This window comes from Streptomyces sp. NPDC019890, assembly GCF_044903445.1.
Lineage (GTDB): Bacteria > Actinomycetota > Actinomycetes > Streptomycetales > Streptomycetaceae > Streptomyces.
Map to the genome: position 1 here is coordinate 404539 of NZ_JBJDQK010000004.1, position 12291 is coordinate 416829.

The following is a 12291-nucleotide window of genomic DNA, read 5'->3' on the forward strand; positions in this document are numbered from 1 at the left end:
TGGGGTGAGAGGTAGAACCGAAGCCGCGCTACGGATCCGTAACCTACGGCAACGTAAGTATGGCAGCGTGCGGCCTCGCAGCAAGAGACCTGTGGATAACGTCAGGGAAATGGACACCTATCCTGGGTGTCGTCGGACAGCGCGGTCCGCAGCCTCCAGACCCCTCCAGACGTGCTCAAACACTGCAAGGAGCCGCACCTGTGAGCAGTGCCGACCAGACTCCCACCGCCAGCGCCGAACTGCGTGCCGACATCCGCCGACTGGGCGACCTGCTGGGCGAGACCCTCGTCCGGCAGGAGGGCCCCGAGCTGCTCGAGCTCGTCGAGCGGGTCAGGGCCCTGACGCGCAGCGACGGTGAGGCCGCAGCCGAGCTGCTCGGCGACACCGACCTGGAGACCGCAGCCAAGCTGGTGCGGGCCTTCTCCACCTACTTCCATCTGGCCAACGTCACCGAGCAGGTGCACCGCGGCCACGAGATGCGCGAGCGGCGGGCCGCCGAGGGCGGGCTGCTGTCCCGCACCGCGGACATGCTCAAGGACGCCGATCCCGAGCATCTGCGCGAAACCGTGAAGAACCTGAACGTGCGGCCCGTCTTCACCGCGCACCCGACCGAGGCAGCGCGGCGTTCCGTACTGAACAAGCTCCGCCGGATCGCCGAACTCCTGGAGACCCCGGTCAGCCCCGCCGACCGGCGCCGGCACGATCTGCGGCTCGCCGAGAGCATCGACCTGATCTGGCAGACCGACGAGCTGCGGGTCGTCCGCCCCGAGCCCGCCGACGAGGCACGCAACGCGATCTACTACCTGGACGAGCTGCACGCGAACGCCGTCGGCGACGTCCTGGAGGACCTCGCCGCCGAGCTGGAGCGGGTCGGCGTGGAACTGCCCGCAGGCACCAGGCCGCTCACCTTCGGCACCTGGATCGGCGGCGACCGCGACGGCAACCCCAATGTCACCCCCGCGGTGACCTGGGAGGTGCTGATCCTCCAGCACGAGCACGGCATCACCGACGCGCTGGAGTCGGTCGACTCCCTGCGCGCACTGCTGTCCAACTCCATCCGCTACACCGGTGCGACCGAAGAGCTGCTGACCTCCCTCCAGAGCGACCTCGAGCGCCTTCCGGAGATCAGCCCCCGCTACAAGCGGCTGAACGCGGAGGAGCCGTACCGCCTCAAGGCCACCTGCATCCGGCAGAAGCTCGTCAACACCCGCGAGCGGCTCGCCAAGGGCACGCCCCACGAGCCGGGCCGCGACTACCTCGGCACCGCCGAGCTGCTGCAGGACCTGACCCTGATCCAGACCTCGCTGCGCGCGCACCGCGGCGGGCTCTTCGCCGACGGCCGCCTGGACCGTACGATCCGTACCCTCTCCGCCTTCGGGCTGCAGCTGGCGACGATGGACGTACGCGAGCACGCGGAAGCGCACCACCACGCCCTCGGGCAGCTCTTCGACCGGCTCGGCGAGGAGTCCTGGCGGTACGCGGACATGCCGCGCGACTACCGGCAGAAGCTGCTCGCCAAGGAGCTCCGCTCACGGCGGCCGCTCGCGCCGACACCCGCGCCGCTGGACGCCGCGGGCCAGAAGACGCTGGGGGTCTTCCACACCGTCAAGGAAGCCTTCGAGCGGTTCGGCCCCGAGGTCATCGAGTCGTACATCATCTCCATGTGCCAGGGCGCGGACGACGTCTTCGCGGCCGCGGTGCTGGCGCGGGAAGCCGGTCTGATCGATCTGCACGCGGGCTGGGCGAAGATCGGCATCGTGCCGCTGCTGGAGACGACCGACGAACTGCGCGCCGCGGACGTGATCCTGGACGAAATGCTGGCCGACCCCTCGTACCGCCGTCTCGTCTCCCTGCGCGGAGACGTCCAGGAAGTCATGCTCGGCTACTCGGACTCCTCGAAGTTCGGCGGCATCACCACCTCGCAGTGGGAAATCCACCGCGCTCAGCGGCGGCTGCGCGATGTCGCGCACCGGTACGGCGTACGGCTGCGACTCTTCCACGGCCGCGGCGGCACTGTCGGCCGCGGCGGCGGCCCCTCGCACGACGCGATCCTCGCGCAGCCGTGGGGCACGCTGGAGGGCGAGATCAAGGTGACCGAGCAGGGCGAGGTCATCTCCGACAAGTATCTGATCCCGTCCCTGGCCAGGCAGAACCTGGAGCTGACGGTCGCGGCCACCCTCCAGGCGTCCGCCCTGCACACCGCCCCGCGCCAGTCGGACGAGGCACTCGCCCGCTGGGACGCGGCGATGGACACCGTCTCCGACGCGGCACACGACACGTACCGGCGCCTGGTCGAGGACCCGGACCTGCCCGCGTACTTCTTCGCCTCCACGCCGGTGGACCAGCTCGCCGAGCTCCACCTGGGCTCGCGCCCGTCCCGCCGCCCGGACAGCGGGGCCGGTCTCGACGGGCTCCGCGCCATCCCGTGGGTCTTCGGCTGGACGCAGTCCCGGCAGATCGTGCCCGGCTGGTTCGGCGTCGGCTCGGGCCTCAAGGCGCTGCGCGAGTCGGGCCTGGACACGGTCCTGGACGAGATGCACGAGCAGTGGCACTTCTTCCAGAACTTCATCGCGAACGTCGAGATGACCCTGGCCAAGACGGACCTGCGGATCGCGCGCCACTACGTCGACACGCTCGTCCCCGAACACCTCAAGCACGTCTTCGCCACGATCGAGGCGGAGCACGCGCTGACGGTGAGCGAGGTTCTGAGGGTGACGGGCGGGGAGCGGCTGCTGAGCTCGAACCCGGCGCTGCAGCAGACGTTCGGGATCCGCGACGCCTATCTGGACCCGATCTCCTACCTTCAGGTCTCGCTGCTGGCCCGCCAGCGCGGGGCGGCGGAGCGGGGCGAGGAGGCGGATCCGCTGCTGGCACGGGCGCTGCTGCTGACGGTCAACGGCGTGGCGGCGGGCCTGCGCAACACGGGCTGACGTCCGCGCCGACGCACAAAGCCGGCGCACAGCCGAACACAGAGCCGACGCACACAAGGGTGCCCCCGCCGGAAGTCCTGAATTCCGGTGGGGGCACCCTTGTGTGTCAGTGCTGGCGGCCGGTACGGCGGCGGGCCAGCAGGTAGCCGCCGGCCGCCACCAGCGCGGCCGCTACGGAGGCCAGGACGCCGACAGGGGCGCCGTTGCCCGTCTCGGCGAGGTCGCCGCCCGGGCTCGGGGCGGAGGTGGGCTTCGTGTCGGCCGGGGAGGTCGACTGGTCGTCCGCCGGGGTGGACGGCTGGTCGGACGGCTGCTCGCCCGGCTTGTCGCTGGGCTTGTCACTCGGCTTGTCGGACGGCTTCTCGCTGGGCTTGTCGTCGTCCTCGCAGTCGGTCCAGAAGACCTTGTGCTTCGCTGCGCCGTGCTCACCGTCGAAGTTCCAGATGAGCTTGTAGTGCCCGTCGGGCAGGGACTTGTCGTCCGTACGGCCGTGACCCTGGGCGTCCAGCGTCAGCGAACCGCTGTCCGCGAGCTTGCCCTTGGTGCCCGTGGGCGGCATCTCGACGATCTTCCAGTCGACTTCTTGAGCGCCGTCGAAGCCGAAGGCGTCGAGATAGAAGGAGCAGACGTGCGGCTCGTTCTTACGGAGTTCTTCGCCGGTCTTGGCGTCGTGGATCTTCACGGTGCCGTTGTCGCCGGGAGGGGTGGCGTGCGCGGCCGGAGCGGCCAGCAGCGAGAGCGCCGCTGCCGTCACCAGGGCGCCGGTGGACGTGAGGGTGCGCATGGGCAATCCAACGTGAGAGAGGGCGGATGCCGTGGGGGGCGGCTCAGCGTCCTGTGAACCCACGAGCAGGTCAAGACGCGCGGTGACGCATCTGCCCCAAGCGCCTCACCTTGTCCCAATAGTCCCGGATAACGATCAGGTGAATGTGACGTTCCGGTAAGGCGTTCCGGTGCGGGAGTCCAGGGGGCCGGGGGCTCAGAGCGCGAAGAACGCCCCGAGCAGCAGCGCACCGCCCGCCGCCGCCATCCCCCACGCCGTACGCGTCAGTCTCAGCCCACCGCCGACGACCAGGGCCGCAAGAAGCAGCGCGCCCCCCATCGGCAGCCAGGCATGCAGGGCACCCGCCGTGCCCGTGCGGACCACCTCGTCCGTGTCCGGCTTCACCACCACCGGAAGCTTCGCGCCCTTCTTCACGCCGACCGACTTCTCGATCGTCATGCCCTTGCGGGGCCCCGGCAGGCCCTCCGGGTCGTACGGGCCCGTGCAGGTCTTCTCGCCACAGCTCGCGACCGTGATCGTGCCGTGCTCGCGGCCCTTCGCGAGCAGAACGTGCTGCGCCGTACCCCACGACGACCAGAAGCCGGCCACAAGGAGCAGGAGGGCGACGAGGGCCATGGCCGCATGGCGGGCGTGAGCCAGTAGGCGGTGGGGGGAACTCCGCTTCATGGGGCGCGATCCTTGGCCATGCGACCGCGCTCGGTCAAACCATGGCCCCGCCTTATCAGGAGTTATAGGTACTTTGAGCCCGCTCCAGGCCGTCAATCGCCAGACACTCCACCGCGTCCGCCGCACGATCCACGAAGTACCCGAGCTCCTTGCGCTCCGCCGAGGAGAAGTCCTTGAGGACGAAGTCCGCGACCTGCATCCGGCCCGGCGGACGGCCGATACCGAAACGCACCCGGTGATAGTCCGGGCCCATCGCCTTGGTCATCGACTTCAGGCCGTTGTGCCCGTTGTCGCCACCACCCAGCTTCAGCCGCAGCATGCCGTAATCGATGTCCAACTCATCATGAATCGCAACAATGTTGGCGATCGGCACCTTGTAGAAATCGCGCAACGCCGTCACCGGGCCGCCCGAAAGATTCATGTACGACATCGGCTTGGCGAGAATCACCCGCCGGCTCCCCGGACCCGGCGGGCCGATCCGTCCCTCCAGCACCTGAGCCTGCGCCTTCTGAGCCCGCTTGAACGAGCCGCCGATGCGCTCCGCCAGCAGGTCGGCCACCATGAACCCCACGTTGTGCCGGTTCGCGGCATAACCGGGCCCGGGATTACCGAGGCCCACGATGAGCCAGGGAGCGTTGGCGTCGGTCGTCATCTCGCGGCGTCTCCTCGCGTACGTACAGGGAGTTCAGGGAGTCAGGGACTTCAGGACAGGGAGTTCAGGGAGTTCAGGAGTTCAGGGAGTTCAGGGACAGGGAAACGGGGTGGCGGGCCGAAGCCCACCACCCCGTCCGCGTCAAGCAGAGCCTACGGCTCAGACCTCGGCGACCTCTTCCGCCTCGCCCTCGGCACCCTCGGCGGCCGGCTCCTCGGCCTGCGCGGCCAGGACCTGCAGGACGACGGTGTCGTCCTCGACGGCCAGGGTCGTGCCGGACGGCAGCGGCACGTCCTTGGCGAGGATGGAGTCACCGGCCTCCAGGCCGGCGATGGAGACCGTGACGGACTCCGGGATGTGCGTGGCCTCGGCCTCGACCGGCAGGGCGTTCAGCACGTGCTCGACCAGGTAGGCACCCGGGGCCAGCTCGCCCTCGGTGTGCACCGGGATCTCGACGTTGACCTTCTCGCCGCGCTTCACGATGAGCAGGTCGACGTGCTCCAGGAAGCCCTTGATCGCGTCGCGCTGCACGGCCTTCGGGATGGCCAGCTCGGTCCTGCCCTCGAGGTCCAGGGAGATCAGAACGTTGGACGTCCGCAGGGCGAGCAGCAGCTCGTGACCCGGCAGCGTGATGTGGACCGGGTCGGAACCGTGACCGTACAGAACACCGGGAACCTTGTTCTCGCGGCGGACGCGACGGGCCGCACCCTTGCCGAACTCGGAACGGATCTCGGCGGCGAGCTTCACCTCGGACATGTGCACTCCTCGTATTGCAGAAAAATCTGGTGGCGGTCACCCGGCCACGACAGGCCTGCTACGAAGAGCGCGTCGATAACGGACCGCCGTACAAATGAGTACGGCCTCCCTCGCCGAGCAACTCTGCGAGTCTACCCGGCAGGGAGGCCGTGCCCCAAAAGGATCTCTACGCGAAGATCTACTGCTCGATCTACTGCTCCTCGAAGAGGCTCGTCACCGAACCGTCCTCGAAGACCTCACGCACCGCGCGCGCGATCGTCGGCGCGATCGACAGCACCGTGATCTTGTCGAGCTCCAGGTCGCCCGGGTCGGGCAGCGTGTTCGTGAAGACGAACTCACTGACCTTCGAGTTCTTCAGACGGTCCGCCGCCGGGCCCGACAGCACACCATGCGTCGCCGTCACGATGACGTCCTCCGCACCGTGCGCAAACAGCGCGTCGGCAGCGGCACAGATCGTGCCACCGGTGTCGATCATGTCGTCGACCAGCACACAGACCCGGCCCTCGACATTGCCGACAACCTCGTGAACCGTGACCTGATTGGCCACATCCTTGTCGCGACGCTTGTGAACGATCGCCAGCGGCGCGTCCAGCCGGTCGCACCAGCGGTCCGCGACCCGCACACGGCCGGCATCCGGAGAAACAACCGTCAGCTTCGACTTGTCGACCTTCGTCGCGACATAGTCGGCGAGGATCGGCAGCGCGAAGAGATGATCGACCGGGCCGTCGAAGAAACCCTGGATCTGGTCCGTGTGCAGATCGACCGTGAGAATACGGTGGGCGCCCGCCGTCTTCATCAGATCGGCAACCAGACGGGCCGAGATCGGCTCACGACCACGGTGCTTCTTGTCCTGACGCGCATAGCCGTAGAACGGAACGATCACCGTGATGCTCCGGGCGGACGCCCGCTTCAGAGCATCGATCATGATGAGCTGCTCCATGATCCACTTATTGATCGGAGCCGTGTGGCTCTGGATCAAGAAGCAGTCCGCGCCACGCGCCGACTCCTGGAAGCGGACATAGATCTCGCCGTTGGCGAAGTCGAAAGCCTTCGTCGGCACGAGGCCCACACCCAGCTGGTGCGCGACCTCCTCGGCCAGCTCGGGGTGGGCGCGGCCGGAGAAGAACATCAGCTTCTTCTCGCCGGTCGTCTTGATCCCGGTCACAGCACTGTCTCCTAAGAGGGGTTCTCTGGCCGCGATCTGGACGTGCGCGAACCAGCCGAATTTATGTGCACGTTTCACGGTACGCCGACTTGGACGCACCCGTTTCCGGTCAGTTTTCGCCTTCGCCCTGCTCCACGGCCGCGGCAGCCGCCTGCGCGGCCGCGCTCCCGGGCCGCTTACGAGCCACCCAACCCTCGATATTCCGCTGCTGGCCCCGGGCGACAGCCAGCGAACCAGCCGGCACATCCTTCGTGATGACCGAGCCCGCCGCCGTGTACGCGCCGTCCCCGACCGTGACAGGCGCCACAAACATGTTGTCCGAGCCCGTCTTGCAGTGCGAACCGATCGTGGTGTGGTGCTTGGCCTCACCGTCATAGTTCACAAACACGCTCGCGGCACCGATGTTCGTGTACTCGCCGATCGTCGCATCGCCGACGTACGACAGATGCGGCACCTTCGTGCCCTCGCCGATCGTCGCGTTCTTCATCTCCACATACGTACCGGCCTTGGCCTTCGCACCGAGCCTCGTACCGGGACGGAGATACGCGAACGGACCCACCGAAGCGCCCTCGCCGATCTCCGCGGAATCCGCGACCGTGTTGTTCACGCGCGCACCGCTGCCCACGACAGTGTCCTTGAGGCGGCTGTTCGGCCCGACCTCCGCATCCTCCGCGAGGTGCGTCGAGCCCAGCAGCTGCGTGGCCGGGTGAACGATCGCGTCCCGCTCGAAGGTGACCGTCACATCGACAAAGACGGAAGCCGGGTCGACGATCGTGACGCCCGCCGTCATCGCCCGCTCCAGCAGCCGCTCATTGAGCAGCCGCCGCGCCTCCGCCAACTGCACACGGTTGTTGATGCCCAGAATCTCGCGGTGATCGGCGGCGACCGACGCACCGACCCGATGACCGGCCTCGCGCAGGATGCCCAGCACATCGGTGAGGTACTCCTCGCCCTGGCTGTTGTCCGTACGCACCTTGCCGAGCGCATCCGCGAGCAGCTGCCCGTCGAAGGCGAAAACCCCGGAATTGATCTCCCGGACGGCGCGCTGCTCCTCGGTGGCGTCCTTGTGCTCGACGATCGCGGTGACCGCGCCGGTGACGCCGTCCCGCACGATCCGGCCGTAGCCGGTCGAGTCCGGCACCTCGGCGGTCAGCACGGTGACGGCATTGCCGTCGGCGACATGCGTCGCGGTGAGCGCGGTGAGGGTCTCGCCGGACAGCAGCGGGGTGTCGCCGCACACGACGACGACGGTGCCCTCGAGGGTCCGGCCGAGCTCTTCGAGCGCCATCCGGACGGCGTGCCCGGTGCCGTTCTGCTCGGCCTGGTAGGCGGTGCGGGTGCCGGCGTACTGCTCGGCGAGATGCCCCTTGACCTGCTCACTCGCATGACCGACAACGACGACGAGGTGCTCGGGGTTCAGCTCACGGGCTGCGGAGACGACATGTCCGACGAGCGAGCGCCCGCAGATCTCGTGCAGGACCTTGGGGGTCTTCGACTTCATGCGGGTGCCCTCACCCGCTGCGAGGACGACGACGGCTGCCGGGCGGTTGGCGCTCACGGGAATGCCCTTCGGCTTCGGGTGGTGGACATCCGAAGGATACCGGGGGGTTTCGGGGGCGAAATAAGGGCGGGTCCTGAATGGTGCAGTCAGGACCCGAACCCAGGAAGCTCCCCCGCCAGGACTCGAACCCGGACAGATGGCACCAAAAGCCACAGTGCTGCCAATTACACCACGGGGGATGAAACACGGCTAAACCGGACATTTGGTCAGGTCGCCGAATCGGCACCCAACACTATGCCGTACCAAGCGCCTTCCATGCGACGGTAAAGATCGGCGCTCTTGGTGACGTAGATGACCAGGCAGCCTCTGTATGTCTCGCCGGTGTTCTTCCGTGTGGTCCGCGGGTTGTGCTTCTTGAGCGTCGCTCTCTGGAAGACGGTCGTGTCGACACCTGCCAGGTCCGCCCAGTACCGCTCGGCCTCGGCTACATCTGCGGACTCGTGGATGCTCACCCGGAATCGCATGCGCTCACGCGGGACCCCGAGGAGTTCGAGCCAGCGCAGGTGCACCTTGATCACGTCGGGATCGCTGTTGATGAACTGGAGGACCTCGCACCTGCGGTACGGCTTGTCCTTGGCGCCCTCGGCCCAGTAGAGAGCGACTCCGACGAGGAGCAACTCCCGGTCGGTGAGTTGGCCGATCTCCCTGAGAGCTGACTCCTTGGTTTGCTGGCGTTCCTGGTCCTGTGCTGCGCGAAGGTGGGCGAGGCCCGCGTCCATGCGGGCACGCCGTTCCTGGTCGGTGTAGCGGGGTTCCGGCTTCGGCAGATCCCGTACCCACAACGAGATCGAGCTCTTCGAGCAGCCCAGCTCGACCTGTATCTGGTCGTACGTCAGGCCCTGGAGTCGCAGCTCCCTCGCCTTCGCCCGGAGGTCGTCGTTCGCGTTCGGGCGCTTCGTCCACTCCGGTGGCGGCTCGCCCTCCAGCAGCCGGTTGAGGATGTCGTTGTTGTCGACGTGGAGCCGGTCGCGGATCTGGCGGCGGCTGAGGCCTTCCCGGCGGAGGGTGATCGCCTGTTCGCGCAGGCCCTCGAAGTCGGCGTACTTGCCGAGGATCTCTGTCATGCGGTGATCGTCATCCGGAATACGGACGTCCGTCTCGAAAGCCCGCTCGATTCACCGGATCGTGCGATCAGTGCACGTTTCGTACGTGTTCGATCGCGTTCCGTGCTGTCGAAACTCCCAGGAAAATGAGTCGCGCCCGCCCTTAGGCTGGACGACATGACCACAACGGGGGCACACCAGGACGCCACGGGCAGCCCAGCCCGTACCTGGCTGTGGTGGGGGCGGCGGCGCAGTGTCGTGCTGGACGCGGGGCTCGGGCTCGTCTCTGCCTTCGAGTGCGCTCTGGAAGGTGTCGGGTTCGCGGACAAGGCCGCGCTTCCCGTGCCGTTCGGGGTGTTGTTCGGGCTGATTGTCGGGGGAGTGCTGGTGCTGCGGCGGCGGTGGCCGATCGCCGTGGTGCTGGTGTCGATCGCGACCACGCCCGCGGAGATGGGCTATCTGATGGGCGTCGTCGGGCTGTATACGCTCGCCGCGTCCGACGTTCCGCGCCGGATCACCGCGGCGCTCGCGGGGATGTCGCTGGCCGCGACGCTGATCGTGACGTTCGTACGGGTGCGGCAGGACGTGCAGTCCGCGGACTTCGATCCGGAGCCTGGCGCGTGGTACGTGCCGACGATGGCGGGCTTCATGTCGGTGGGGCTGACCGCGCCGCCCGTGCTGCTCGGTCTCTACATAGGGGCCAGGCGTCGGCTGATGGAGAGTCTGCGGGACCGCGCCGACAGCCTGGAGCAGGAGTTGTCGCTGCTGGCCGACCGGGCGGAGCAGCGGGCCCAGTGGGCGCGTACGGAGGAGCGGACCCGGATCGCGCGCGAGATGCACGACGTCGTGGCGCACCGGGTGAGCCTGATGGTGGTGCATGCGGCCGCGCTGCAGGCGGTGGCTTTGAAGGATCCCCAGAAGGCTGTGAAGAACGCGGCGCTGGTGGGTGACATGGGGCGGCAGGCGCTGACCGAGCTGCGGGAGATGCTCGGGGTGCTGCGGGCGGGCGAGAACGAGCAGCGGGGGGCGGCGCCGGTGCCGCTGGCGGCGGTGGGTGCGGCTGCTGCCGCGGCGGCTGCGGCGGCCGCGGACGACGGGCCGTCTCTGGCGGACATCGACGCGCTTGTCGGGCAGTCCCGGCAGGCCGGGATGGTCGTGGAGCTGGCTGTGCACGGCGAGGCGAGGGTGTATGCGCCGGAGGTCGAGCAGACCGCGTACCGCGTGGTTCAGGAGGCTCTGACGAATGTCCACAAGCATGCGGCGGGGGCGAAGGTGATGGTGCGCCTTGCGCACCGTGAGTCCGAGGTTGCGATGCAGGTGGAGAACGGCGCTCCGGACGCGAGTGGCGCGGCCGTGGCCGCTGGCCTGCCGAGTGGTGGCAACGGCCTGGTCGGCATGCGGGAGCGGGTGCTGGCGTTGGGCGGGGTCTTTGTGTCGGGCCCGACCGATGCGGGCGGCTTCCGGGTCTCGGCGGTGCTGCCGGACCGGGTCGGGGTCGGGGAGCCGGCCTGAGTGACGGGTCGGGGTCGGGGAGCCGGCCTGAGTGACGGGTCGGGGTCGCGGAGCCGGCCTGAGTGACGGGCCGTGGTGGCAGAGCCGGCCTGAGTGACGGGCCGGTACAGGACGTCGGTGTGTCCTCAGTCCAGGGTCAGGCGGGCCGGCTGGATGCCGGTGACCAGGGTTGTCAGGGCGTGCTCGAGGTCCGGGCCCAGGTACCAGTCGCCCGTGTGGTCCAGGCTGTAGACGCGGCCCTCGGTGTCGATTGCCAGTACTGCCTGGCTGTCGCCCTCCTCGCCGAGCGGGGAGATCTCCGTGTCCAGTGCCCGGCCGAGGTCGGCCAGCGTACGGGCGAGGTGGAGTCCGGCCAGCGGGTCGAAGCGCACCGGGGTGGGGGCGGTCTGGCGGCCGGGGCCGGGGGATGTGATGCGCAGGCCGCCGAATTCAGCCCATGCCTCGACGGCTGCTGGGAAGACGATGTGCCGGTGGCCCGCCGGGGAGGCGTACGCGCGCAGCGTGTCGGCCCAGTGTTCGGCCAGCTTGATGTCCCAGCGGCCGGGCTGCCAGCCTGCCTCGCGCAGCGCGGCGTCGACCGCGACCGGGAATCGGGTGGTGCTGAGGTGGTCGCGCATCGGTGCGGGGTCAGCCGTTCTCGGTTGTGGTCGGGGCGACGGGGCGTACCCCGAAGTGGTCGAGCATCTGCGTACAGGAGCGGCAGGGTGGTGCGTAGCTGCCGTGCAGCGGGTCGCCGTCTTCGCGGATGCGGCGTGCGGTGAGTTTTGCCTGTTTGAGGGAACGCTTTGCCTCGCTGTGAGTCAGTGGCTTGCGCTGTGCCCGCTTCGAGCGCGCTGTCTCCGCCGCGGTCAGATGCCGTGAGAGCAGGATCGCCTCGGGGCAGCGGCCGGTGAAGCGTTCGCGCTGGCCGCTGGTGAGGGTGTCGAGGAAGTCCTGTACGAGTGGGTGGAGTACGGGTGGCTGGTCGCCCTTGCCCGCGGTGCAGGTGAGGGTTTCGCCGCGTACCGAGAGTGCTGCGGCGACGGCGGGCAGGATGCCGTCGCGGCGGTGGTTCAGTGCGGGCGGGTGATGGGCCTCGGTGCTGCTCCAGCTGAGGCGTGGATCACCCGAGGTGCCCGACGCGCTTGGTTGCGCTGTGTGCATGGTGCTGTGATCCCCTCCCGTGCACGCCCCCCAGTTGAGGGGACAGCCTGCCAAATGGGGCGGGTGGTGTGGAAGCTGG

At 68.5% G+C, this 12291-nt stretch carries 11 protein-coding genes and 1 tRNA gene; 2 read left to right on the forward strand and 10 right to left on the reverse strand.

Features of this window, described 5'->3' with window-relative positions; all coding sequences use genetic code 11:
• Nucleotides 1-200 precede the first annotated feature (200 nt).
• Nucleotides 201-2930, forward strand: a complete 2730-nt coding sequence (ppc, locus tag ACI2LP_RS14205; RefSeq protein WP_404724800.1) for a phosphoenolpyruvate carboxylase — start codon at nucleotides 201-203, stop codon at nucleotides 2928-2930.
• Nucleotides 2931-3036: 106 nt separating this feature from the next.
• Here the strand turns inward: ppc and ACI2LP_RS14210 are convergent, their stop codons facing one another.
• The 8 genes from ACI2LP_RS14210 to ACI2LP_RS14245 form a co-directional block, all read right to left on the reverse strand.
• Nucleotides 3037-3714, reverse strand: a complete 678-nt coding sequence (locus ACI2LP_RS14210) for a hypothetical protein (RefSeq protein ID WP_404724801.1) — start codon at nucleotides 3712-3714, stop codon at nucleotides 3037-3039.
• 195 nt (nucleotides 3715-3909) lie between these two features.
• Nucleotides 3910-4380, reverse strand: a complete 471-nt coding sequence (locus ACI2LP_RS14215; RefSeq protein ID WP_404724802.1) for a hypothetical protein — start codon at nucleotides 4378-4380, stop codon at nucleotides 3910-3912.
• 55 nt (nucleotides 4381-4435) lie between these two features.
• On the reverse strand, nucleotides 4436-5032 hold the full coding sequence (gene pth / locus ACI2LP_RS14220; RefSeq protein WP_404724803.1) for an aminoacyl-tRNA hydrolase: 597 nt from the start codon (nucleotides 5030-5032) through the stop codon (nucleotides 4436-4438).
• Nucleotides 5033-5191: 159 nt separating this feature from the next.
• Entirely contained in the window at nucleotides 5192-5788 is a 597-nt protein-coding gene (locus tag ACI2LP_RS14225; protein WP_404724804.1) for a 50S ribosomal protein L25/general stress protein Ctc, read from the reverse strand.
• Nucleotides 5789-5978: 190 nt separating this feature from the next.
• Nucleotides 5979-6953, reverse strand: coding sequence for a ribose-phosphate diphosphokinase (locus tag ACI2LP_RS14230; RefSeq protein ID WP_404724805.1), 975 nt, complete (start codon nucleotides 6951-6953; stop codon nucleotides 5979-5981).
• Between the two features lie 109 nt (nucleotides 6954-7062).
• Nucleotides 7063-8511: a bifunctional UDP-N-acetylglucosamine diphosphorylase/glucosamine-1-phosphate N-acetyltransferase GlmU gene (gene glmU, locus ACI2LP_RS14235; protein ID WP_404724806.1), complete on the reverse strand. Its 1449-nt coding sequence runs from the start codon at nucleotides 8509-8511 to the stop codon at nucleotides 7063-7065.
• Between the two features lie 110 nt (nucleotides 8512-8621).
• Nucleotides 8622-8693 (reverse strand) — tRNA-Gln (locus ACI2LP_RS14240).
• Nucleotides 8694-8720: 27 nt separating this feature from the next.
• Nucleotides 8721-9578 (reverse strand): hypothetical protein, encoded by an 858-nt coding sequence (locus ACI2LP_RS14245; protein WP_404724807.1) that lies wholly within the window; start codon nucleotides 9576-9578, stop codon nucleotides 8721-8723.
• Between the two features lie 156 nt (nucleotides 9579-9734).
• On the opposite strand from ACI2LP_RS14245, the gene ACI2LP_RS14250 reads away from it, so the two are divergent.
• Nucleotides 9735-11069 (forward strand): sensor histidine kinase, encoded by a 1335-nt coding sequence (locus ACI2LP_RS14250; RefSeq protein ID WP_404724808.1) that lies wholly within the window; start codon nucleotides 9735-9737, stop codon nucleotides 11067-11069.
• A 125-nt stretch (nucleotides 11070-11194) separates the two neighbouring features.
• Here ACI2LP_RS14250 and ACI2LP_RS14255 read toward each other — a convergent pair whose 3' ends face one another.
• On the reverse strand, nucleotides 11195-11686 hold the full coding sequence (locus tag ACI2LP_RS14255; protein WP_404724809.1) for an SUKH-3 domain-containing protein: 492 nt from the start codon (nucleotides 11684-11686) through the stop codon (nucleotides 11195-11197).
• Between the two features lie 10 nt (nucleotides 11687-11696).
• On the reverse strand, nucleotides 11697-12212 hold the full coding sequence (locus ACI2LP_RS14260; RefSeq protein WP_404724810.1) for a YwqJ-related putative deaminase: 516 nt from the start codon (nucleotides 12210-12212) through the stop codon (nucleotides 11697-11699).
• Between the last annotated feature and the right edge of the window lie 79 nt (nucleotides 12213-12291).